Source organism: Bartonella sp. AR 15-3 (assembly GCF_002022445.1).
GTDB lineage: Bacteria > Pseudomonadota > Alphaproteobacteria > Rhizobiales > Rhizobiaceae > Bartonella.
Map to the genome: position 1 here is coordinate 444,585 of NZ_MUYE01000001.1, position 22,955 is coordinate 467,539.

Below are 22,955 nucleotides of genomic sequence, written 5' to 3' on the forward strand. Positions count from 1 at the left end.
TTTTGAAACAAAAGCTTCATTATTATTTAGCGGGCGAGTTCGGGTGTATCAAAGATACAGCCGGAGGTCGGTGTTTAAGAAAAGGTGACCATTCATGATTCAGATGCAAACAAACCTCGATGTTGCAGATAATTCTGGTGCGCGTCGTGTCATGTGCATCAAAGTGTTAGGCGGTTCAAAGCGGAAGTATGCTTTGGTTGGCGACATCATTGTTGTTTCAGTTAAGGACGCTATTCCTCGTGGGCGTGTAAAAAAAGGAGATGTGATGAAAGCTGTAGTGGTTCGTACTGCCAAAGATATTCGTCGTGTGGATGGTAGCGTAATTCGTTTTGACAGAAATGCGGCTGTTTTAGTTGACAATAAGAAAGAGCCGATTGGTACGCGTATTTTTGGACCGGTTCCTCGAGAACTTCGTGGTAAAAACCATATGAAGATCATTTCTCTTGCTCCTGAAGTGTTGTAAGGAGTGAATGTTATGCAAAAGATTCGAAAAGGTGATAAAGTAATTGTCTTGTCCGGTAAGGATAAAGGGTGTAAGGGTGAAGTCATCAAGGTGAACCCGAAGGAAAATAATGCTCTTGTTTTTGGGCTTAATCTCGTTAAACGTCATCAACGTCAAACGCAGAAACAAGAGGCTGGGATTATTTCTAAAGAAGCTCCTATTCATTTGTCTAATTTGGCGCTTTCTGATCCTAGAGATGGTAAGCCTACTCGTGTAGGCTTCCGTTTGAATGCGGATGGTGATAAGGTTCGTTTTGCCAAGCGTTCAGGAGAAACAATTAATGGCTGAGAGAAAACAAAAGCCGCGTATGAAGACGCATTATTTTGAAGTAGTTCGTAAAATACTTCAAGAAAAGTTTAATTATAAAAATGAAATGCAAATCCCCCGTGTTGATAAGATTGTGATTAATATGGGGATTGGTGAGGCGACAGCTGATTCAAAAAAACCATCTATTGTAGCTGGAGATTTGGCATTGATAACGGGGCAAAAAGCTGTTGTTACCTATGCACGCAATTCTATTGCAACCTTTAAAGTACGTGAAGGGATGCCGCTTGGAGCTAAAGTAACACTACGTAAAGATCGTATGTTTGAGTTTTTGGATCGTCTCGTTACAATTGCACTTCCACGGATTCGTGATTTTCGTGGTTTGAATCCAAAGAGTTTTGATAGTCGTGGCAATTTTGCTATGGGTATTAAAGAGCATATTGTATTTCCAGAAATTAACTACGATAAAGTTGATCAGATTTGGGGTATGGATATTATTGTTTGTACAACAGCGAAAACGGATGATGAAGCGCGTGAGTTATTGCGTGCTTTTAATTTTCCATTTCGTTCGTAACGGCAAATATAGTGAGGTGAAATTATGGCCAAAGTGAGTGCCGTTGAAAAAAATAAACGTCGTGAAAGGATGGTAAAGCGTTATGCTGCACGTCGTGCGCGTTTAAAAGCAATAGTGATGAATCAGGAAATTTTGCTTGAAGAGCGTTTTAAAGCTTCTATTCAGCTGGCAGGTTTGCCTCGTAATTCTGCAAAAGTTCGTATTCGTAACCGTTGTGAAGTTTCGGGTCGTCCGCGTGCTTATTATCGTAAGTTGAAGATGTCACGGATTGCATTACGTAATCTTGGATCTTTGGGATATATTCCCGGAATTGTTAAATCTAGCTGGTAAGGGGAGTTTATTAGATGTCTATGTCAGATCCTCTTGGTGATATGTTGACTCGTATCCGGAATGCGCTTGGTCGTAAAAAAGGAAAGGTCATCACCCCTGCGTCTAAACTTCGTGCAGGGGTTCTTGATGTTCTAAAATTAGAAGGCTATATTCGCGGGTATAATCAGGTTGATATCGGGAATGGAAAATCTTCAATTGAAATTGAGCTAAAATATTTTGAAGGTTCAACTGTTATTCGTGAAATTTCGCGTGTTTCAAAGCCAGGTCGTCGTGTTTATGTTTCTGCTAAAGTTATTCCTCCAGTGGCGAATGGTCTTGGTATTTCAATTTTATCAACTCCCAATGGGGTGATGGCCGATCATGAGGCGCGTAAACAAAATGTTGGTGGAGAACTTCTCTGTCGTGTTTTCTAATTAATTTAAAGGAAATAGAAGAAAAGCAGGTTAGACAATGTCTCGTATTGGAAAAAAACCCATTTCGGTTCCTTCTGGAATTACTGCTGTCGTTGATGGTCAGTTAGTTAAGGCGAAAGGTCCGAAAGGTGAGTTGAGTTATGTCGTTAATGATGAAGTTTTAGTTAAGCTTGAGGGAAATGTTGTATTAGTAGAACCACGTGATCAATCAAAGGGTGCTCGCTCTAAATGGGGTATGTCGCGTTCGATGATTGAAAATATTTTTTGTGGTGTAAAAGATGGTTTTGAAAAAAAACTTGAAATTAATGGTGTTGGTTATCGTGCTGCTTTGCAGGGTAAAGATATTCAGTTATCATTAGGTTTTTCTCATGATGTTATTTATAAAGTACCATCTGATGTTACTGTAACACTTCCTAAACCGACAGAAATTATTGTTTTCGGGATTGATAAACAGAAAGTTGGACAAGTAGCAGCAGAAATTCGCGAATATCGTACACCTGAGCCTTATAAGGGTAAAGGTGTTAAGTATGCAGATGAGCATATTGTGCGTAAAGAAGGTAAAAAGAAATAAGGATTTCATGACATGGTTTCTTCTAAGGGAATTGTCCAACGTAGAGCCCAACGTGTTCGTCGTCGAATTAAAGCGGTTGCTGATGGTCGTCTGCGGCTTAGTGTTTATCGCTCAAATCAGAATATTTATGCTCAAATTATTGATGATAAAAGTGGACGTACTCTTGTTTCTGCATGTACTCTTGAAAAGAATTTGAAAAACTCTTTAAAAAGTGGTGCTGATAAAGAAGCTGCTTTTGTCGTTGGTAAGTTAATTGCTGAGCGTGCGAAAGAAGTTGGTGTTAAGGAAGTTGTTTTTGATCGTGGACCATATGTTTATCATGGTAGAATAAAGGCTTTGGCTGAAGCTGCTCGTGAGGGTGGTTTAAACTTTTAAAGTATATTGCTTAGAAAGCTTAGTAAGGAGATCTTTAGGATATTTCGTGTGAGTTCCTTTGGTTTTGTGCTAAGGCTTTGTTAGCGTGCTTCCGGAAAAGAAAAAGGAATGAGGAATGGCACAAAAAGAGCGTAGTGATCGGGATGAGCGTAATAGTGAGTTTATTGATAGGCTTGTTCATATTAATCGTGTTTCTAAAGTTGTGAAGGGTGGTCGGCGTTTTGGTTTTGCTGCTCTTGTTGTTGTTGGAGATCAAAAGGGGCGTGTTGGTTTTGGTCATGGTAAAGCGCGTGAGGTACCTGAGGCGGTTCGTAAGGCTACAGAGTCTGCAAAACGTGAAATGATTTATGTACCACTTCGGTCTGGGCGTACATTACATCATGATGTTGAAGGTCGTCATGGGGCTGGTTATGTTTTGTTGCGTGCGGCTTCTGCTGGTACTGGTATTATTGCTGGTGGGCCAATGCGTGCCATTTTTGAGACACTTGGTATGCAAGATATTGTTGCAAAATCATTAGGTTCGTCAAATCCCTATAATATGGTGCGTGCGACTTTTGATGCATTAAAGCACCAGGTACATCCTAAAAATATCGCGGCACAGCGAGGCATTAAATATTCAGTGTTGCAGGCGCGCCGTCAAAATTTGATTGGTTCGGAAGAATAGTATCTAGCCTTGTTGAAAAGGGAATTAAAAATGATTCAAAAAAAACCTCAGATTAGCAAGACTATAACAATAGAGCAAATTAGAAGTTCGATTCGGAAGCCGCAGGTGCAATGTGCAACGTTAAAGGGGCTTGGATTAAATAAAATGCATCGCCGTCGTATTTTAGAAGATACGCCTTGTGTGCGAGGTATGATTGCTAAAATTCAGCATCTTGTTCGAGTTATAGATGAAAATTGAAAGTTGCAGGAGTATATAAAATGAAGCTCAATGAATTACGTGATCGTGGGGGCGCAAGAAAGAGCCGTAAACGTATTGGGCGTGGTATCGGTTCTGGTACTGGTAAAACTGGTGGTTGTGGTGTTAAAGGTCAGAAGTCACGTTCTGGTGTGTCTCTTAATGGTTTTGAAGGAGGGCAAATGCCTATCTATCGCCGTTTACCGAAGCGTGGATTTAAGAATTTGTTTTCTAAAGCTTACAATGAGGTTTCATTAGGTCGTATTCAATTAGCAGTTGATGTAGGTAAATTGGATATTAAGAAATCAGTTGATGTTGTTACATTAAAAGAGGCTGGTATCATTCGTCGGGCAAAAGATGGTGTGCGTCTTCTTTCCGATGGAGAGTTAAAAGCTAAGATTACATTTAATGTTTCAGGCGCTTCTGAAATGGCTCGTAAAAAATTGAAAAGGTTGGTGGTCAGGTTAATTTTTGCAAGGCTACTCAGTGATTATTGTGGCATAAATAATACTGCGGAGTGCGCACTTCTCTTTTATTGATTATTCATCAAGAAATATTGAGTCTTAAAAAAATATGCTTATTTAAGTTAGAAATTTGGCCTATAAACTGGAGAAAATTTATGGCATCGGCTGCAGAGCAATTGGTTTCCAATATGAATTTTGGCGCTTTTTCGCGTGCAACTGAATTAAAAAAACGTATTTGGTTTACTTTGGCTGCACTCCTTATATATCGTTTTGGTACTTATATTTCTTTACCTGGCATTAATATTGATGTTTTACGACAAACATTTGAACATCACGCATCTGGTGTATTAGGACTGTTTAATATGTTTGCTGGGGTGCCGTTGGACGTATGGCAATTTTTGCGTTAGGTATAATGCCTTATATATCAGCGTCAATTATTGTACAGTTGTTAACATCTATTGTTCCTTCATTAGAAGCGCTCAAAAAAGAGGGAGAATTAGGCCGTAAGATTATCAATCAATATACTCGTTATATGACAGTTATATTGGCAATTTTACAAGCTTTTGGTATCGCAGTTGCGCTTGAAACTGGTATAGGAACGGGTCTTCAAATAGTTATAGAACCAGGTATAATATTTCGTATTACGGCGGTTATTTCATTAGTTGGTGGAACAATATTCTTAATGTGGCTTGGTGAACAGATTACGTCACGTGGCATTGGTAATGGAGTTTCACTAATTATTTTTACAGGTATTGTAGCAAATTTCCCTTCTACTTTTGCTCAACTTTTAACTGCTCATAGTCAGGCTGATTTATCAACTTTTTTATTAATCGGAATTGTTGTTATTGCTGTTTTTATTATTGGTGTTATTGTTTTTGTAGAGCGTGCACAAAGGAGGATTATTATTCAGTATCCGAAGCGTCAAGTTGGAAACCAGATGTTTCAAGGTGATATGTCTCATTTTCCTTTGAAGTTAAATACTGCTGGTGTTATTCCTCCAATTTTTGCTTCATCTTTATTATTGTTACCTGCAACCATTAATAATTTTTCTGATAAAATGCCACAATGGGTTCAAACTATTTCTTTTTTTCTTGGTCATGGACAACCACTTTATATGATTGTTTACGCTGCTTTGATGGCGTTTTTTTGCTTTTTCTATACAGCTATTGTATTTAGCTCGAGTGATACAGCAGAACAATTAAAAAGGCACTCTGGCTTTATTCCAGGGATTCGCCCTGGTGAGCGTACAGCTGAGTATATTGATTATGTTTTAACGCGTATTACTGTTGTTGGAGCTGTTTATATTATTTTGATTTGTTTACTTCCTGAGTTTATTATATCAACATTGCATATTCCTTTTTATCTTGGTGGTACGTCTTTACTCATTGTTGTTACTGTTACACTTGATACAGTTGCTCAAATTCAGGGGAGCCTTGTTGCACACCAATATAAAGGATTGATTAAAAAATCAAAACTTCGTGGAGGTAGAAGAAAACGATGAGAGTGATTCTTTTAGGTCCTCCTGGAGCTGGCAAAGGTACACAAGCTAAAATACTTACAGATGAATATAATATTCCTCAGCTGTCCACAGGTGATATGCTGCGTGCAGTTATTATGAAAGAAACAGAAGTTGGTAAAATAGCTAAAGCGATAATGGAATCTGGTTCTTTGGTACCTGATAATATTGTTAATCAAATTGTATCAGAGCGTATTAGTGAAAGTGATTGCGCAGGTGGTTTTATATTGGATGGATATCCGCGGACCGTGGCACAAGCAGAGGCATTGCAGCGAATTTTAAAATCAAAAAATGAACAACTTGATGCGGTTATTGAGCTTATTGTTGATGAAGATGCGTTGATTGAGCGTATAAAAAAGCGTGTACAGGAAACAGTTGTTTCTGGTGAGCAGGTTCGTTCAGATGATAATCCTGGTGCTTTTGCAAAACGATTAGTGGAATACCGCGAAAAAACAGCTCCCGTATCAAAGTTTTATTCGGATATTGGATTGCTAAAAACAGTTGATGGAATGGCTGATGTTTCTGGTGTGTCACGCGCAATTAAAGAGCTTTTTAAATGAAGGACTCTATCAAAAATAAATTGAAAAGAGTTGACTTTTGTAATGAAATCTATCAGAAATCAATTTGATTCATTTCAGTAGGAATAACGCGGTTCGGAACATGTTTGAACCAAAACCATTTTTTCTATAAAATGCTTTAAGTATTTTATGGTAAACTGTTAACATACTCAAGGAGAATAGGCGTGGCCCGTATTGCTGGCGTCAATATCCCGACAAATAAGCGTGTAGTTATTGCACTTCAATATATCTATGGGATTGGACAAAAATTTGCTCAGGAAATTATCGAGAGAGTTGGTATTCCTCTAGAGCGTCGTGTACATGAGCTTTCGGATGCGGAAGTTTTACAGATTCGTGAGACAATAGACCAAAGTTATCAAGTTGAAGGAGATCTCCGTCGTGAAGTTGCGATGAGTGTGAAGCGTTTGATGGATCTTGGCTGTTATCGTGGTTTACGTCATCGTCGCTCTTTGCCTGTTCGTGGGCAGCGTACGCATACAAATGCACGTACACGTAAAGGTCCTGCTAAAGCAATTGCTGGTAAGAAGAAGTAAAAATCTTTAATTGCTTTAATTGATTGTGAAGGTTTTATTTTGGACATTTTGTTTTTGTTGAACTTTGAGACAAAAGCAAATAAGGTGGAGCTGCTGGTGTTACGGCAGTAGAGAGATCATTGAAAGGAAAGCTATGGCCAAAGAAGCCACGCGTGTTCGCCGTCGCGAGCGTAAAAATGTTTCATCAGGTGTTGTACATATCAATTCAACATTTAATAATACGATGATTACTATTACTGATCCTCAGGGACATACAATTGCATGGTCATCTGCTGGAGCTCAGGGATTTAAGGGATCACGTAAATCCACGCCTTTTGCTGCACAGGTTGCAGCAGAGGATTGTGCTAAAAAAGCCCAAGAGCATGGTATGCGTTCATTGGAAGTTGAAGTTTGTGGTCCTGGAGCAGGTCGTGAATCCGCTTTACGTGCATTGCAATCTGTTGGCTTTTTAATTACTTCCATTCGTGATGTGACACCAATCCCTCATAATGGATGTCGTCCGCGTAAAAGACGGCGTGTTTAATTGGGTATTGTTTTTCATTGTCGGAGTTTCCTCCGATGTTCACACTGGCCGTTGCGATTGAATGGTGACGGAACTAAAGAACAGGAATAAAAATATGATCCAGAAAAACTGGCAGGAATTAATTAAACCCAATAAAGTGGAGTTTCATGCGCATAATGATCCGAATATTGTAAGTGTAGTTGCAGAGCCTCTTGAACGTGGTTTTGGTTTGACATTAGGAAATGCATTGCGTCGTGTGTTGCTGTCATCACTTCGTGGCGCTGCAGTTACTGCTGTACAAATTGATAGTATTTTACATGAATTCTCGTCAATCCCAGGTGTTCGTGAAGATGTTACAGATATTATTTTAAATATCAAAGAGATTGCGATACGTATGGAAGAGGAGGGACCTAAGCGGGTTATTCTCTGTAAAGAAGGGCCTGGTGTAGTTAAAGCTGGGGATATACAAACAATTGGAGATATGGCAATACTTAATCCGGAGCATGTTATTTGCACATTGGATGAAGACGTAGAAGTTCGCATGGAACTTATTGTCAATACAGGGAAGGGTTATGTTCCAGCGGAACGAAATTGTACTAATGATACACCAATAGGTCTCATTCCTGTTGATAGCCTTTATTCACCAGTTCGTAAAGTATCTTATAAAGTAGAGAATACACGTGAAGGACAGATTCTGGATTATGATAAATTGACATTAACAGTTGAAACTAATGGTGCTGTTAACGGTGAAGATGCAATTGCTTTTGCAGCGCGTATTCTTCAGGATCAGTTATTGGTATTTGTTAATTTTGAAGAACCACAAAAAGAATTGATTGAAGAGCCGGATCCTGAGCTTTCTTTTAATCCGGCTTTGCTCAAAAAGGTAGATGAATTAGAACTTTCAGTGCGTTCAGCAAATTGTCTTAAAAATGATAATATTGTTTATATTGGTGATCTTATCCAAAAAACGGAAGCTGAAATGCTTCGGACACCAAACTTTGGACGAAAATCATTGAATGAAATTAAGGAAGTTCTCGCATGTATGGGGCTCCATCTTGGAATGGAAATTCCTGCGTGGCCTCCTGAAAACATTGATGATCTTGCTAAACGTTATGAAGATCAGTATTAAATTAAAATTGAAGGAGAAGGCTTATGCGCCACAGTAAATCAGGTCGCAAGCTGAACCGAACGGCTAGTCATCGTAAAGCAATGTTTGCAAATATGGCGGCTTCGCTTATTGAGCACGAGCAGATTATGACGACGCTTCCAAAGGCTAAAGAAATTCGTCCTATTGTTGAAAAATTAGTTACGCTTGGTAAGCGTGGAGATTTGCATGCACGTCGGCAAGCGATTTCAGCTCTTCGTGATGCGAAACATGTTGCAAAATTGTTTGATACGTTAGCTGCACGTTATGTATCACGTAAAGGTGGTTATTTGCGTATTATGAAGGCAGGTTTTCGCACGGGTGATAATGCTCCTATGGCAGTTATTGAGTTCGTTGATCGCGATGTTGACGCAAAAGGTTCTGTTGATCATGCACGCGTGGAAGCAACAACTGTTAAAGAGGAAGCTACTTCATAAAAGGAGCAATTTTTTATTAGGTTTTTAAAAACCGTCTTTTAAAGGCGGTTTTTTTTATTAAATTTTAAGAGCGGTTTTTTATTAAAATTGTAGGGCTAATTTTTCCAATATATAAAAGGAGAGGGGAGATCTCTATTCATTGAGTTGTTTAATTTATATATTGTTTGTTGTTTAGATAAGTTTTTTGTGCCTAACTCATCAGTTATTTAGTGATGATTATCGGTTTTCAAGGTAAGTAGGAGGGCTTCTTATCTTATGAAGTAAGCCTTTAGTTTATGAAGGAGCTAATAATGAAATATTCTATTTTAATGGGACTTTTTTTTATGATTATGGCACAAACAACGTTTCATTATGCGAATGCTCAAATTCCACAAAAACAATCAGATATTACTTTTTCATTTGCTCCTTTAGTTAAAAAGACTGTTCCATCTGTTGTGAATATTTATGCTGCACGGAAAATTAGAGTGCGTTCGCCTTTTGAGGGAGATCCATTTTTTGAACAATTTTTTGGTCGTTATCAAGGTAAGCGGTCTTTGCGTACTCAGGCATCATTAGGATCTGGAGTGATTGTTGATACACGTGGTTTGATCGTTACTAGTTACCATGTCATTAAGGATGCTAGCGAAATTAAAGTTGCTTTTTCTGATGGCCGGGAATTTGAAAGTACAGTTATATTAAAGGATGAAACAACTGATATTGCAGTACTTGAAATTAATTCGAAAGGTTCTCAATTTCCTGTTCTTCCTTTAGGGGATTCTGATACAGTGGAAGTTGGAGATCTTGTTCTAGCGATTGGTAATCCTTTTGGTGTTGGGCAGACAGTTACAAGCGGTATTGTTTCAGCACAAGCGCGTACGCGTATAGGTATTTCTGATTTTGATTTTTTCATTCAAACAGATGCTGCTATTAATCCAGGTAATTCTGGTGGGGCTTTAATTGATATGAAAGGTCAATTAATAGGGATTAATACGGCTATTTATTCACGTTCAGGTGGTTCTGTAGGGATTGGTTTTGCTATTCCAGTTAATCTTATTAAAGTTGTTCTTGATACAGTTAAGCGTGGTGGAAAGTTTTTTGTGCCGCCTTATATTGGAGCATCTTTTCAAAGTATTACACCTGATATTGCAGGTGGTTTAGGTTTAGAACATTCGCATGGTGCTCTCATTATTGAAATTATCAAAGGTGGTCCCGCTGAGAAAGCTGGTTTAAAAGTAGGTGATGTTATTTTGAGTGTGCAAGGGATGCAAATTGAGAGTCCAGATAGTCTTGGATATCGTTTGATGACAACTAGGATTGGGCAGGGCCTTGTTTTAGAATATTTACGGGATGGAAAAATTTTTAAAACAGAAATAACTGTATTATCAACACCAGAGTCTGCGTTTGTAAAATCTGAAAAAATTGTAGGAGAAAACCCTCTTTCTGGCGCTGAAGTATTAGATTTAACGCAGTACAATAGTCGACGATTTCATCTTCCTGTTACTGCGAAAGGTGTGATAATTACCAATGTTGACCAAATAAGTAACGCTGCGGGTATTTTTCGTCCTGGAGATATTTTGCATACTGTTAATGGCCATAAAATTCAAACTGTGAGTCAATTGAAAAAAGTGCTTACGCAAAAATACTCACATATTTGGGAACTAGAATATGAGCGCAATGGTGTACATATTCGTCAATTGATTCGTTGAGGATTTTATTTGAATAAAGATTTTTTTACTTTATCTTTTGATTCTTCTGTTAATCAAAATCGCCCTCTTGCAGAAAGGATGCGTCCCCGCTTTCTTCATGAAGTGGTAGGGCAAAACCATTTAATTGGAGCGGAAGGTTTTCTTTCACGTATGGCTGCATCTGGCTCATTTAGTTCCATGATTTTTTGGGGACCGCCAGGCACAGGTAAAACGACGATAGCACGTTTATTGGCACTTGAAACAAATTTTGCTTTTGAACAAGTTTCTGCTATTTTTACTGGAATATCGGAGCTAAAGAAAATTTTTGAAGTAGCTCGAGCTCGTTTAATGTCTGGATGTCAGACGTTATTATTTATCGATGAAATTCATCGCTTTAATCGCGCTCAGCAGGATAGTTTTCTATCTTTTATGGAAGATGGAACTATAATTCTTGTAGGAGCAACAACTGAGAATCCTTCATTTGAACTTAATGCTGCTCTTCTTTCACGTGTACGTATTTTAACTTTTCACACACATGATAATGAAAGTTTGGAGATACTTTTGAAGCGTGCTGAAAAAATGGAGGGAAGAGCACTGCCTTTAGATGATCAAGCTAGAGAAATTTTGATAAGGATGTCTGACGGTGATGCAAGAGCAGCTTTAACATTAGCAGAAGAGATTTGGCGGGTTGCACAGTCAGAAGAAGTGTTTAATGCCAAAACTCTGCAAGCTGTTATTCAGCGTCGAGCTCCGATTTACGATAAAGGACGAGATAGTCATTATGATCTTATTTCAGCATTGCAAAAATCAGTTCGTGGTTCTGATCCTGATGCTGCACTTTATTATCTTGCACGTATGTTTGATGCAGGTGAAGATCCTTTATATATTGGGCGTAGGTTGGTTCGTATAGCTATTGAAGATATTGGTTTAGCAGATCCACAAGCTCTTGTAATTTGTAACGCAGCAAAAGATGCTTATCGTTATCTAGGATCACCTGAAGGGGAATTGGCTCTTGTGCAAGCATGTCTTTATGTTGCAACTGCACCAAAATCAAATGCAACTTATCTTGCTTATAAAGCGGCGATGCATAGTGCTCGCAAAAACGGTTCTTTATCTCCTCCTAAGCACATTCTTAATGCTCCCACCAAATTTATGAAAGAAGAGGGATATGGGCATGGTTATCGTTATGACCATGATGAACAGGATGCTTTTTCAGGACAGGAATATTTCCCTGAAGAACTTGGGCGTCAGATTTATTACCAACCACAAAAACGTGGTTTTGAGCGTGAAATTATGAAGCGTCTTGAGTGGTGGAAGAAGTTAAGACAAAAACGAGTTAATTTAAAATAAGATTTCAGAGGAGAATAGGAGTATATTTTTGATAGTTTTTGTACTTAGCCATATTGTAAAAGAAAACCTAGTTTCTTTTAAGGGGAGAGAGTCTGGTATTGTTGAAACAACGACGAATAAAAAGAAATAGTCTGTGAACATCCAAATTAGAGGCTTTAATTAGGTGAAGAGTACAGTATATAGTACAAGTACATATTATATTAAATTTGTTATAACTCACTAAGGATATAGTTGTGGATAAAACAAAAGCTCTAGAATCTGCTCTTTCACAGATTGAACGTTCGTTTGGTAAAGGCTCAATTATGCGTCTTGGGCAGAAAGAGCAGGTTGTTGAAATTGAGACAGTTTCAACTGGTTCATTATCTTTGGATATTGCTTTGGGGATAGGTGGACTACCAAAAGGACGCATTATTGAGATTTATGGACCAGAAAGTTCTGGGAAAACAACACTGGCTCTTCATTCTATTGCTGAAGCGCAGAAAAATGGTGGGATTTGTGCTTTTATTGATGCAGAACACGCTCTTGATCCTATTTATGCACGTAAACTTGGTGTTGATTTAGAAAATCTCTTTATTTCTCAGCCAGATACTGGTGAACAGGCATTGGAAATTACAGAAACACTTGTTCGTTCTGGTGCGGTTGATGTGCTTGTTGTTGACTCAGTGGCAGCTTTAACTCCACGTGCAGAAATTGATGGTGAAATGGGAGATTCTTTACCTGGATTACAAGCTAGGTTAATGAGTCAGGCATTACGAAAATTAACAGCATCGATTTTTCGCTCTAACTGTATGGTTATTTTTATTAATCAAATTCGTATGAAAATTGGTGTAATGTTTGGTTCTCCTGAAACAACAACAGGTGGAAATGCTTTAAAGTTTTATGCCTCCGTTCGTTTGGATATTCGTCGCATTGGGGCTATTAAAGATCGTGACACAATTATTGGAAGTCAGACTCGTGTTAAAGTTGTAAAAAATAAGTTAGCGCCTCCATTCAAGCAAGTTGAATTTGATATTATTTATGGAGAGGGCATCTCTAAATTGGGGGAATTGGTAGATTTAGGTGTTAAAGTTGGCCTTGTAGAAAAATCTGGTTCATGGTTCTCTTATAATTCTCAACGTTTAGGGCAGGGGCGTGAAAATGCAAAGCAGTTTTTACGTGAGCATACAGAGATAGCTTCTGAGATTGAAACAGCTTTACGACAAAACGCTGGTTTAATTGCAATTGAATTGCTAGAAAATTCTGGATTAGAAAGTACAGAGGATGATGAATCAATCTGATACAATATTAATTTGAATAGGTTTCCTTTATTTAAAGTTTATTCTGTTTTTATTTGTTAGAATTTTGCAATACAAGATTGTTTACTTTTATTTTTCTGTGAGAATATTTCTGTCTTGATTAAAGTTCTAAAGTTAGCAAAAAATTGCTGTCTTAGATAGTCATTTGTTTTTTGCGATTTTTTACTTTATTCTACAGGTGTAAATATGAATAGTGTTAATAATATCCGGTCAACTTTTCTGGATTATTTTCGTCGTAATGGGCATGAAATTATTTCTTCGAGTCCACTGGTTCCACGTAATGACCCTACATTGATGTTTACAAATGCAGGAATGGTTCAGTTTAAGAACGTTTTTACTGGATTTGAGCAATGCCCTTATAAAAGGGCAACCACAGCACAAAAATGTGTCCGTGCGGGTGGAAAGCATAATGATCTTGATAATGTTGGTTATACAGCACGTCATCATACTTTTTTTGAAATGCTTGGGAACTTTTCTTTTGGTGATTATTTTAAAGAAGAAGCAATTTTTTTTGCGTGGAATCTTTTAACCAAAGAGTTTTGTCTCTCGAAAGATAAATTATTGATTACAGTTTATCATACCGATAATATTGCAGCTGAGTTATGGCGTAAAATTTCGGGACTTCCAAACGAAAAAATTATCCGTATTACGACCAATGATAATTTTTGGTCGATGGGAGATACAGGTCCCTGTGGTCCTTGTTCAGAGATTTTTTATGATCATGGCGGTGAAATTTTTGGCGGGCCTCCGGGAAGTGCTGATGAGGATGGTGATCGCTTTATTGAAATTTGGAATCTTGTTTTTATGCAATATGAGCAAGTTAATAAAGAAGAGCGAATTGAATTACCTTGTCCTTCTATTGATACTGGTATGGGATTAGAACGCATTGCAGCTGTTTTGCAAGGTGTTCATGATAATTATGATACTGATCTTTTTTGTAAATTAATTTCTGCTTCACAAGAGATAACAGGAGTAAAAGCAACGGGTGAATTTATTGCTAGCCATCGTGTTATTGCTGATCATCTGCGTTCTTCTGCTTTTTTGATTTCTGATGGTGTCCTTCCTTCCAATGAAGGTCGGGGGTATGTTTTGCGTCGTATTATGCGTCGTGCTATGCGTCATGCTCATTTTCTTGGTGCTAAAGAGTTATTAATGGAGCAACTTTTACCTGTTTTAATTCGCGAAATGGGGCAAGCTTATCCCGAATTAGTGCGTGCTGAGGCCTTAATTTCAGAAATCTTAAAGTTAGAAGAAACGCGTTTTCATAAAACTCTTGAACGAGGACTTAGTTTATTAAATGAAGCAAGCACTGATCTTAAAGAAGGTGATCATTTTGATGGTGAAGTTGCTTTTAAACTTTATGATACATATGGTTTTCCACTTGATTTGACGCAAGATGCTCTTCGACGTCGGGGAATATCTGTTGATATCGAAGCTTTTGAAAAAGCAATGGAGCTTCAGAAAGCAGAAAATCGTGCCAATTGGTCTGGTTCTGGCGCATCAGTAACAGAAACAATATGGTTTTCTATTCGTGATCAGGTAGGAACTACAGAATTTTTAGGTTATGAAACAGAAAAAGCTGAAGGCGTTATTACGGCTCTTATTTGTGATGGTGAAATTGTTGATCATATTTCTTCAGGGCAAGATGCCATGCTTGTTGTCAATCAAACGCCTTTTTATGCTGAGTCTGGCGGGCAGATAGGTGATAGTGGTGTTATTTCTGGTGAGTCTTTTGTTTTCGAGGTGCGTGATACCCAGAGAAGGGGTGATGGTGTTTTTATTCACATTGGAAAAGTAAAATCTGGTCAAGCAAAGATATCTGATTGTGTAGAACTTACTGTTGATTCTGAGCGTCGTAGAAAAATTCGTGCCAATCATTCTGCTACTCATTTATTGCATGAAGCTTTGCGTCGTATATTGGGACCTCATGTTGCGCAGAAGGGATCTTTAGTATCTCCTAGTCGGTTGCGTTTTGATTTTTCTCATCCAAAGCCAATTTCATCAGAAGAGCTAAAGAGAGTAGAAGATTTGGCAAATGATATTGTATTACAAAATAGTCAGGTCACAACCCGCTTAATGGCGCTAGATGATGCAGTTTTTGAAGGGCAGTGGCATTGTTTGGTGAAAAATATGGCGATGAAGTTCGTGTCGTTTCTATGGGAGAGAGGTGTGAGCCAATAGCATTAAAAAAGCATTGGTCAATTGAGCTTTGTGGGGGTACTCACGTACAGAGAACAGGTGATATTGGTTTAATTCATATTGTTGCTGAAAGTTCTGTAGCTTCTGGAGTTCGTCGTATTGAAGCTTTAACGGGTACAACTGCGCGCCTTTATTTGCGTCAACAAGATAAGCGAATTTATGAAATTGCTAGTTTTTTAAAAATTTCTCCTGCTAATTTGGAAGAACGTGTAAGGAATTTGTTTAATGATCGTCGTAAATTTGAAAAAGAGTTGAACAATACACGAAAGAATGTTGTTCTAAATGGTAAGGCTTTACAGGGTAGAAAAGGGGAAATTACAACTATTAATATTAATGGCATTTCTTTTATGGGGGGTGTTCTTAGAAACATTGCAATACGAGATCTTAAAACATTGGTGGATTCTGGAAAAAAGCAAATTAAATCTGGAGTGGTTGCTTTTGTTAGTGTTTCGGAAGATGGCAAAGGAAGCGCTGTTGTTGGGGTTACTGATGATTTAATAAATATGTTAAATGCTGTTGATTTAGTGCGCATTGTTTCTGTTGTTCTTGGTGGTCAGGGTGGCGGTGGACGCCCTGATATGGCACAGGCCGGTGGTTCCAAAGGAGATAAAGCTGAGGAAGCGATTACGGCGTTAAAGGCTTTTCTTAAAGGGTAATTTTTATTCTTGTTTTATGTTTCAGTTTTTAAGAAGGCTTCGATTGGATATAGTTAAATTGAATTTTTATTTAAAGGCACAGAAAGAAACAATTTTATGATGCAATGGCTTTGTGTAATAGCACTATGTTTTCATTTTCTGTTTTTATTGCTTCTTGATCAATCATTAAACCGCTAGTTTGTAATAATTTACAGAAGCGACCGCCTTTGCTTATAAGTTCTTGAAAACTACCTTTTTCAATTAAACGGCCATGATCTAAAAATAATATAAGATCAGCATTGCGAATTGTTGAAAGACGGTGTGCTATAATAAAGGTAGTGCGGTTTTGACTTACACAATCGATAGCATTTTTAACACGAGCTTCTGTTTCAACATCAAGAGCACTTGTTGCTTCATCCAAAATAAGGATGGGTGCATTTTTTAAGATGGCACGTGCGATTGCTAATCGTTGTCTTTCTCCACCTGATAACTGTGAGCCTCGCTCACCCACTAACGTATTGTAACAATCGTTTTTTCTTAAAATAAAGTCATGAGCAGCAGCTATCTTTGCGGCTTCATAGAGTTCTTCATCTGTTGCGTTTGCTTTGCCTATTAAAATGTTATTGCGGATACTCCGGTTGAAAAGACCAGAATCTTGAAAGACTGTTGCTAAAACTTTACGCAAAGACTCACGATTAATTGTTCGTATATCTATTCCATCAATACTGATGTGTCCAAATGTGGGATCGTATATGCGTTGTAACAAATTGATTAATGTTGTCTTTCCAGCACCCGTTGGCCCCACAATTGCAACGGTTTGTCCTGCTTTAACTTTAAATGAAATATCAAAAACACCTTCAGAAGAATTAAGAAACTTATAAGATACATGATGAAATTGAATGACACCTTTAACATTTTGAATAGAAGGAAGGTTTTCCGGTGTATTGATATGAACAGTAGAGTCTTCCATTTCAAAAAAATCTTTTAGTTTTGCCCGTGAAGATATAGCTAAATTGATGAAATTGCTAATTTGATCAAGGCGATTAATCATTAATTGAGCGAATCCAACAAAAGCAACAACTTCTCCTACTCGAACTTGGCCTTTTGTTACAAAAAAGGCACCTAGAAGAAGGACACATACTATGGAAATTGTTGAGGCCATTCGATTTAATCCACTAGCGAGAGCCCACCAATTTAAAACAGGATTCTGAGCTCTAAGAAGATTATCTGCATGTTGATGAAGCGTGCAGGTTTCTTCTATTATTCGATTATAACTTTGTACAATGGCAACATTGGAAATGGAATCACTGACATGTTTAAAAAGATCATGGTGGTAGCGTTCTACTGCTGCTTGTCCGTCTTTTGTTTTTTGCATCACTAAGCGTGCAATTAATACATAGATAATAGCGAGGACAAGCAAAACTATTGAAAGACGCCAATTCATTTTAAAAGCTATTGGCACGAGAACAAATAATGCAACAAGAGTTGAGAGATGTTGACGCATAAAGTCAAGCCATATGGTTGACATAGCGTCTATTGCACGTAGTAATGTATGAAAAGCATTAGAAGTTCCACGTTGCTGATGCCAAATTAATGGCATAGCAATGATACGTTCGAAAGATTCTATTAAAACAGTTAAGCGACATCTATGTGCTAAGCGGTCAGCACTACGCGCTACGAGTACATAAGAAATAATATTAAAAACACCAAAGCCTACCCACATTGTGAGGGTAGAAATAATGCCCGATTTATCTGCAATTGCATCAATAACCTGTCCAAATAAAATAGGTTCTATAATTGTAATTATAGCTAAAATAACATTAGCTGAACAGATTAAAATAGATGCATTTTTTTCTTTGTTGAGGTAAGAAAGAATACGAGCATAAATTTTAAATAAAGACACAGATGATTATCTCCAATTCTCACGATCAGGTTTTGATTCTCTAATATTAGTGATTAGTCTTTGAACTAATAAAATTTATGCAAGAGGAGAATGCAATTTTGGATACGGATTGTAATGAAGCGTGATAGCATCAATTTATAAGATCGTTTTTTGTGTTTATATACAGTAGGATGGGAATGTTAATAACAAATTTATAGCAAGAGAATTGTTATGGTGGGTGTAAAAATAAAAAAGGTTAAGGCAGATGAAAGTGGAATGCGTTTAGATCGCTGGTTTAAGGTGTATTATCCAGATGTTGGGTTTGGATATTTGCAAAAGCTTCTACGTTCTGGACAAATACGGGTTGATGGTAGACGTGTTAAAAATGATGTGCGTCTTGTTGTCGGCCAATCTATCCGTGTGCCCCCTTTCCTTATAGATAAGGAGGATAGTGCTCCTGTATTCAATAAAATCATTTTTGGACAGGAGGATGAAGTAATTTTAAAAGATATGCTCCTTTATGAAGATTCAAAAATTTTTGTTTTTAATAAACCGGCAGGTTTAGCTGTACAAGGCGGTTCTGGTTTGACGCGTCATGTTGATAGTATGCTTGAAGTATGGCGCAATAAAAAAGGTGAAAAACCACGATTGGTTCATCGCATTGATCGTGAAACATCGGGAGTTCTTGTTGTTGCACGGTCAAGAGGAGCGGCACAGGCTTTGACTGCTGCTTTTAGAACACGAGAAACAAAGAAAACTTATTGGGCTTTGGTACGGGGAGTACCTAGAAAAAAACAAGATAAAATTTCGACATGGATGGTCAGAGAAATAACTGAACAAGGTGATAAAGTGCGTGTTTGTGAACGTAGACAAGCGGATTCCAATCATGCAGTGTCTTATTATCGTGTTTTGGATACACGAGGAAAAGCCCTTTCTTGGCTTGAAATGGAGCCCTATACAGGTAGAACACATCAATTACGTGTTCATGCTGCTTATATGAAGCATCCTATTATTGGCGATTCAAAATATTTTTTTCCTGATAGTAATTGGGCATTGCCAGGAGGAATGCAAAATCGGCTTCATCTTCATGCACGTCGTATTCGTATACCTCATCCTTCAGGAGGTATATTAGATATTACTGCACCTTTACCACCTCATATGCTGCAAAGTTTTAATCTTTTCGCTTTTAACGAACTCGATGGTGGCACAGAATAATAGAAAAAAACACTGTACTTTGTTTTTCAAGATTAATAATTAATTGATTTGTAATGATAATATATCATTTTTATTTTGAATGAAAATGTAAGAAAGAGAAACGTTATCTTATTGGAATTTAGTCTATTTGAAAAGAAATAAAGAAGTTATTTGCATGTTACAAGAATAATTGACGTATAAATAAAAATCGTTTGAGAGCTCTGTAATCAGTAATGGGATCAAAATATTAGCTAGGAGATTTTTTTAAAACCACCTTTTAATGGGTCATCTACCTTAATTAAAATTAAAGCAGGTACTTATAAAGCATCACGAGCATATGTAGCTTAAATACTGAATATGCTAATAAAAAAAACTCTATAACTGATATAGTATAGCGTGTGGGTATGATGTTATCTATTAAAATTGCATTGCTTTTTAAACTCAATCCTTCCTTGCTTCATTATTAGATGATGGTATTATAGCCATAAGTAATATTTGGTGAATCTTTTGTACAAAATAGTTATTTCATTTGTAGATATTTCTATGTTGCATCATAATTTTACTTTGAAAAATAACTACTTAGATATAGATATTAAAATTGGTTTTTTCGTTTTTAAAACTCAGGTTATAATATTACATAAACATCTCAATAAATGTTTATGTTTCTTATGAAGTAAAGGCTTTATAGTAATCTCTAACTTTATGGTTGCACTTGTTTTGAAGATAGGTACACGTTTGATTATACAAAATTATGATAGTCCAAAAAGTTATATTTTCTGCAGAGTATTATATGATCAATACTATGGTATAGCTTATTAAAAAATCCAAAAGGTTGTGTACTTTGTGGTGATGCGTTGTAGACTATGCTCAGACTAAGAATTGTATTCGTATGACTAAATAATTTTAGCAAATGACCTTTAATAGATATTAAGGGTCTATTATTGATGCATAAAAAAAGATATGAAGGTTAGATAAAACTCTATGAATTTATAAGCAAAAGCTATCAGCATTATTCATCATATTTGATCAGCATAAAAAAGCACATTAGAAAATAATAGCTCTTTTTTTCTAAAAAATCCTTAAATCTCAGGAGGAATATGAAGAAATCCCTTCATATATAAATGTTATACAAAGTTATAATATCAAATACTTCTTTATATGAGAAAATAAATGATTAAGAATTTAAATTTTCTACAAAATAGTGTTTTATGTAATTTGATAGCACCTTTATCAGAAAGTATTTTAGCATTCGTTGTTATATGAAAAATATTTAAGGATATTGAGTTATAAATCAATGATTATAAGAGATTATGAGCTGATGTTGAGATTATCATTCAGAGATGTAGTATAAGATTGTTGATAGTTAAATGTGCATATAATTGCAAATTTTATTCTAGAAATTTAGTTAGGCTTATTGAAAATATTAAAGGTAGAACGAAATGCGTGAAATTTTAGGTGATGTTGATATTTTATTGAATGAAGGTAAATCTCTTCGTCATCCTCAGGAGTTATTATATCGGCCATTACCTAAGCGGTTTTATGAAAAAGTAAATGTTATCTTTAAAGAGGAAAAATTTTTTATTTTACTAGATGGGAGGCTATTAAAGACACCTGCAAAACGTGATTTTTTTGTACCGGTAGAAACGCTTGCTACATTAGTAGCGCAAGAATTTGTTGTACAAAAAGCGGTGATTGATCCAGTAAAAATGCCGATGACGCGTTTGGTCAATACTGTTATTGACGGTATAATTGATAATATGCAAATTATTTTTGAACATTTGTTGCGTTTTGTTTCATGTGATATGATTTTTTATCGAGCACAAACACCAAAAGAACTAGTGAAACGACAATCTGAAAAATGGGATTTTTTACTTGATTGGGCAGAAGAAAAATTAGGTACACATTTTAACTTGGTGGAAGGGCTTATGCATGTCGAACAACCACCTGAGTCTATTCAAGCGGTGAGCAATTATTTACGCAAGATAGAGTCTCCTTACACGTTGGCTGCGCTTCATGCGATGACTACTTTAACAGGATCAGCTCTTATTGCTTTGGCTGTGGCTGAGAGGAAAATTTGTACAGATGATGCTTGGGCTATGGCGCATTTAGATGAAGATTGGACAATGGAACAATGGGGAAAAGATGAGGAAACAATAGCACGTCGTGCTTATAAAAAGGCTGAATTTAATGCAGCAGCTACAATTATTGCTGTTTGCTCTAAGTGAAATTCTCATCTCAATTTACTATAGTGAAATAAAAATTATCGTCTAAGATATTTGTGAGCTGCGTAAAGCGCAATTGCTGCCGCATTTGAAACGTTCAATGACTTAATATCTCCAGGCAGATCCAGGCGTACTAATGAGTAAACATTTTCGCGTGTTTTTTGACGTAGCCCTTTACCTTCTGCTCCTAGGATAAGAGAGATTTTATTTCCTGTTAATGCCGTCTCTAAAGGAAATCCACCTTCTGAATCAAGTCCAAAACTAATAAAGTTCATTTGTTGAAGTTCTTTAAGTGCTTTAGAAAGATTATGTACTGTGATATATTCAATGAGCTCTAAAGCTCCAGAAGCTGCTTTGGCAAGTACGCCACTTTCTTGTGGTGAATGGCGATTAGTAGTAATGATTGCTCCAGCTTTAAATGCTACTGCAGAGCGCATAATAGCGCCAACGTTATGCGGATCAGTAATCTGGTCCATGACAATGATAAGATTGGTATTTGTCAATTCCGATAAAGAATGTGATTTTAGAGGTTCAGTTTCTAATACAATTCCTTGATGAACGGCTTCGCTTCCTACAAATGTTTCCAGTTTTTTAGGTGAGCATGATGTTATAGAGCACGGTATATTCGATTCGTTTATATTAAGACGTTTTAAAGCATTTGGTGTAGCGTACAAATGCCTTAAGATTCTTCGAGGATTCTTCAATGCTGCATGAACTGGATGAATACCATAAAGGTAAATTTGTGCTTTTTGTAATGGAATAAACGGTTGTTTTACATATGTTGAAGATTGAAAAAAAGAGCCCTTTATATCGCGATATTGGCGACGAAGACGAGCGTAACGAGAGTCTTGAGGTATATTTTTTTTCATATTACAATTATAATGCATTTGTATATAGAAAAAATATAAAATTTTAAATTATTTAGTAGGAAATTTGTAAAGAACCATATTTATTTTGTTGACAGATACAATACTAAACGCCATAACCAACCTTCAGCTAGTCTGAACTTAGTAGAAAGAGATTGGTTGTAGTGATGCTTTATCGCCCAGCTCTGCCGATGTAATGGAGGGGTGCCCGAGTGGTTAAAGGGGACGGACTGTAAATCCGTTGCGTATGCTACGTTGGTTCGAATCCAACCCCCTTCACCATTCATCAAATAGAGCTGATATATTGCGGGTATAGCTCAATGGTAGAGCAGCAGCCTTCCAAGCTGAATACGCGGGTTCGATTCCCGCTACCCGCTCCAAATATAAACTGGTGATTGAGTAAAATGGTGGAAGTATTTTTCCATTATAAAATAGAGACGAATATTTTCGTTTTATAATTGTTATGCCGGACTGAGGGTATTGGGCCGGTTTGATTTGGTTTCGAGATCCTTTTTTGTGCTAACTAATTAAGACGAAAGATTGACAG

At 37.0% G+C, this 22,955-nt stretch carries 21 protein-coding genes, 2 tRNA genes and 3 pseudogenes; 24 read left to right on the forward strand and 2 right to left on the reverse strand.

Annotated elements, in window-relative coordinates; all coding sequences use genetic code 11:
- Positions 1-94: 94 nt before the first annotated feature.
- The 20 genes and pseudogenes from rplN (at position 95) to alaS (ending at position 16,265) form a co-directional block, all read left to right on the forward strand.
- Complete coding sequence (gene rplN / locus BAR153v2_RS01980; RefSeq protein WP_013545242.1) at positions 95-463, forward strand: 50S ribosomal protein L14; 369 nt, start codon at positions 95-97, stop codon at positions 461-463.
- A 12-nt stretch (positions 464-475) separates the two neighbouring features.
- Positions 476-790, forward strand: coding sequence for a 50S ribosomal protein L24 (rplX, locus tag BAR153v2_RS01985; RefSeq protein WP_078680084.1), 315 nt, complete (start codon positions 476-478; stop codon positions 788-790).
- Positions 783-1,340, forward strand: coding sequence for a 50S ribosomal protein L5 (rplE, locus tag BAR153v2_RS01990; protein WP_078680085.1), 558 nt, complete (start codon positions 783-785; stop codon positions 1,338-1,340). The genes rplX and rplE overlap by 8 nt, the downstream gene beginning before the upstream one ends.
- A 24-nt stretch (positions 1,341-1,364) precedes the next feature.
- The gene (gene rpsN / locus BAR153v2_RS01995; RefSeq protein WP_078680086.1) at positions 1,365-1,670 is read left to right on the forward strand and encodes a 30S ribosomal protein S14; all 306 of its coding nucleotides are present in this window, start codon (positions 1,365-1,367) and stop codon (positions 1,668-1,670) included.
- Between the two features lie 14 nt (positions 1,671-1,684).
- On the forward strand, positions 1,685-2,083 hold the full coding sequence (gene rpsH / locus BAR153v2_RS02000; RefSeq protein WP_078680087.1) for a 30S ribosomal protein S8: 399 nt from the start codon (positions 1,685-1,687) through the stop codon (positions 2,081-2,083).
- A gap of 37 nt (positions 2,084-2,120) precedes the next feature.
- Positions 2,121-2,654 carry a 50S ribosomal protein L6 gene (gene rplF / locus BAR153v2_RS02005; protein ID WP_078680088.1) on the forward strand — a complete coding sequence of 178 codons (534 nt, stop codon included), beginning with the start codon at positions 2,121-2,123 and terminating at the stop codon, positions 2,652-2,654.
- 12 nt (positions 2,655-2,666) lie between these two features.
- Entirely contained in the window at positions 2,667-3,029 is a 363-nt protein-coding gene (rplR, locus tag BAR153v2_RS02010; RefSeq protein WP_078680089.1) for a 50S ribosomal protein L18, read from the forward strand.
- Positions 3,030-3,144: 115 nt separating this feature from the next.
- Positions 3,145-3,693 (forward strand): 30S ribosomal protein S5, encoded by a 549-nt coding sequence (gene rpsE, locus BAR153v2_RS02015; protein WP_078680090.1) that lies wholly within the window; start codon positions 3,145-3,147, stop codon positions 3,691-3,693.
- A 30-nt stretch (positions 3,694-3,723) separates the two neighbouring features.
- Positions 3,724-3,930, forward strand: a complete 207-nt coding sequence (rpmD, locus tag BAR153v2_RS02020) for a 50S ribosomal protein L30 (protein WP_078680091.1) — start codon at positions 3,724-3,726, stop codon at positions 3,928-3,930.
- 20 nt (positions 3,931-3,950) lie between these two features.
- Positions 3,951-4,417 (forward strand): annotated as a pseudogene (gene rplO / locus BAR153v2_RS02025) (50S ribosomal protein L15).
- 129 nt (positions 4,418-4,546) lie between these two features.
- Positions 4,547-5,892 (forward strand): annotated as a pseudogene (gene secY / locus BAR153v2_RS02030) (preprotein translocase subunit SecY).
- Entirely contained in the window at positions 5,889-6,467 is a 579-nt protein-coding gene (locus BAR153v2_RS02035) for an adenylate kinase (RefSeq protein WP_078680092.1), read from the forward strand. Before secY ends, BAR153v2_RS02035 begins: the two are co-directional and overlap by 4 nt.
- Before the next feature lie 182 nt (positions 6,468-6,649).
- Positions 6,650-7,018: a 30S ribosomal protein S13 gene (gene rpsM / locus BAR153v2_RS02040; protein ID WP_078680093.1), complete on the forward strand. Its 369-nt coding sequence runs from the start codon at positions 6,650-6,652 to the stop codon at positions 7,016-7,018.
- Between the two features lie 133 nt (positions 7,019-7,151).
- Entirely contained in the window at positions 7,152-7,541 is a 390-nt protein-coding gene (gene rpsK, locus BAR153v2_RS02045) for a 30S ribosomal protein S11 (RefSeq protein WP_078680094.1), read from the forward strand.
- Between the two features lie 94 nt (positions 7,542-7,635).
- Positions 7,636-8,649, forward strand: coding sequence for a DNA-directed RNA polymerase subunit alpha (locus BAR153v2_RS02050; RefSeq protein ID WP_078680095.1), 1,014 nt, complete (start codon positions 7,636-7,638; stop codon positions 8,647-8,649).
- A 23-nt stretch (positions 8,650-8,672) separates the two neighbouring features.
- The gene (rplQ, locus tag BAR153v2_RS02055; protein WP_078680096.1) at positions 8,673-9,101 is read left to right on the forward strand and encodes a 50S ribosomal protein L17; all 429 of its coding nucleotides are present in this window, start codon (positions 8,673-8,675) and stop codon (positions 9,099-9,101) included.
- A 290-nt stretch (positions 9,102-9,391) separates the two neighbouring features.
- Positions 9,392-10,786, forward strand: coding sequence for a DegQ family serine endoprotease (locus BAR153v2_RS02060; protein ID WP_078680097.1), 1,395 nt, complete (start codon positions 9,392-9,394; stop codon positions 10,784-10,786).
- A gap of 9 nt (positions 10,787-10,795) precedes the next feature.
- Positions 10,796-12,115, forward strand: a complete 1,320-nt coding sequence (locus BAR153v2_RS02065; RefSeq protein ID WP_078680098.1) for a replication-associated recombination protein A — start codon at positions 10,796-10,798, stop codon at positions 12,113-12,115.
- Between the two features lie 233 nt (positions 12,116-12,348).
- On the forward strand, positions 12,349-13,392 hold the full coding sequence (gene recA / locus BAR153v2_RS02070) for a recombinase RecA (RefSeq protein WP_078680099.1): 1,044 nt from the start codon (positions 12,349-12,351) through the stop codon (positions 13,390-13,392).
- A gap of 204 nt (positions 13,393-13,596) precedes the next feature.
- Positions 13,597-16,265, forward strand: a pseudogene (alaS, locus tag BAR153v2_RS02075) (alanine--tRNA ligase).
- A gap of 94 nt (positions 16,266-16,359) precedes the next feature.
- Here alaS and BAR153v2_RS02080 read toward each other — a convergent pair.
- A complete protein-coding gene (locus BAR153v2_RS02080) occupies positions 16,360-18,147 on the reverse strand; it encodes a glucan ABC transporter ATP-binding protein/ permease (RefSeq protein WP_078680100.1) in 1,788 nt (595 codons plus the stop codon).
- Between the two features lie 210 nt (positions 18,148-18,357).
- Here BAR153v2_RS02080 and BAR153v2_RS02085 point away from each other — a divergent pair, with 210 nt between their 5' ends.
- On the forward strand, positions 18,358-19,341 hold the full coding sequence (locus BAR153v2_RS02085) for an RluA family pseudouridine synthase (protein WP_078680101.1): 984 nt from the start codon (positions 18,358-18,360) through the stop codon (positions 19,339-19,341).
- A gap of 1,418 nt (positions 19,342-20,759) precedes the next feature.
- The gene (locus BAR153v2_RS02090; protein ID WP_078680102.1) at positions 20,760-21,545 is read left to right on the forward strand and encodes an ATP12 family chaperone protein; all 786 of its coding nucleotides are present in this window, start codon (positions 20,760-20,762) and stop codon (positions 21,543-21,545) included.
- A gap of 35 nt (positions 21,546-21,580) precedes the next feature.
- Here the strand turns inward: BAR153v2_RS02090 and rlmB are convergent, their stop codons facing one another.
- A complete protein-coding gene (gene rlmB / locus BAR153v2_RS02095) occupies positions 21,581-22,411 on the reverse strand; it encodes a 23S rRNA (guanosine(2251)-2'-O)-methyltransferase RlmB (RefSeq protein ID WP_078680103.1) in 831 nt (276 codons plus the stop codon).
- Positions 22,412-22,606: 195 nt separating this feature from the next.
- Between rlmB and BAR153v2_RS02100 the strand changes: the two genes are divergently transcribed.
- A tRNA-Tyr gene (locus tag BAR153v2_RS02100) sits at positions 22,607-22,690 on the forward strand.
- Positions 22,691-22,714: 24 nt separating this feature from the next.
- Positions 22,715-22,788: transfer RNA gene (locus BAR153v2_RS02105), tRNA-Gly, on the forward strand.
- The last annotated feature ends 167 nt before the right edge of the window (positions 22,789-22,955 follow it).

Coding starts and splice junctions, on each gene's coding strand:
- BAR153v2_RS02060 (WP_078680097.1), top strand. CDS start 9,392: ATGAAATATTCTATTTTAATGGGACTTTTTTTTATGATTATGGCACAA.
- BAR153v2_RS02085 (WP_078680101.1), top strand. CDS start 18,358: ATGGTGGGTGTAAAAATAAAAAAGGTTAAGGCAGATGAAAGTGGAATG.
- rplR (WP_078680089.1), top strand. CDS start 2,667: ATGGTTTCTTCTAAGGGAATTGTCCAACGTAGAGCCCAACGTGTTCGT.
- rpsE (WP_078680090.1), top strand. CDS start 3,145: ATGGCACAAAAAGAGCGTAGTGATCGGGATGAGCGTAATAGTGAGTTT.
- rpmD (WP_078680091.1), top strand. CDS start 3,724: ATGATTCAAAAAAAACCTCAGATTAGCAAGACTATAACAATAGAGCAA.
- rplF (WP_078680088.1), top strand. CDS start 2,121: ATGTCTCGTATTGGAAAAAAACCCATTTCGGTTCCTTCTGGAATTACT.
- rplE (WP_078680085.1), top strand. CDS start 783: ATGGCTGAGAGAAAACAAAAGCCGCGTATGAAGACGCATTATTTTGAA.
- rplX (WP_078680084.1), top strand. CDS start 476: ATGCAAAAGATTCGAAAAGGTGATAAAGTAATTGTCTTGTCCGGTAAG.
- rpsK (WP_078680094.1), top strand. CDS start 7,152: ATGGCCAAAGAAGCCACGCGTGTTCGCCGTCGCGAGCGTAAAAATGTT.
- rpsH (WP_078680087.1), top strand. CDS start 1,685: ATGTCTATGTCAGATCCTCTTGGTGATATGTTGACTCGTATCCGGAAT.
- rplN (WP_013545242.1), top strand. CDS start 95: ATGATTCAGATGCAAACAAACCTCGATGTTGCAGATAATTCTGGTGCG.
- BAR153v2_RS02050 (WP_078680095.1), top strand. CDS start 7,636: ATGATCCAGAAAAACTGGCAGGAATTAATTAAACCCAATAAAGTGGAG.
- BAR153v2_RS02035 (WP_078680092.1), top strand. CDS start 5,889: ATGAGAGTGATTCTTTTAGGTCCTCCTGGAGCTGGCAAAGGTACACAA.
- BAR153v2_RS02090 (WP_078680102.1), top strand. CDS start 20,760: ATGCGTGAAATTTTAGGTGATGTTGATATTTTATTGAATGAAGGTAAA.
- rlmB (WP_078680103.1), bottom strand. CDS start 22,411: ATGAAAAAAAATATACCTCAAGACTCTCGTTACGCTCGTCTTCGTCGC.
- rplQ (WP_078680096.1), top strand. CDS start 8,673: ATGCGCCACAGTAAATCAGGTCGCAAGCTGAACCGAACGGCTAGTCAT.
- rpsN (WP_078680086.1), top strand. CDS start 1,365: ATGGCCAAAGTGAGTGCCGTTGAAAAAAATAAACGTCGTGAAAGGATG.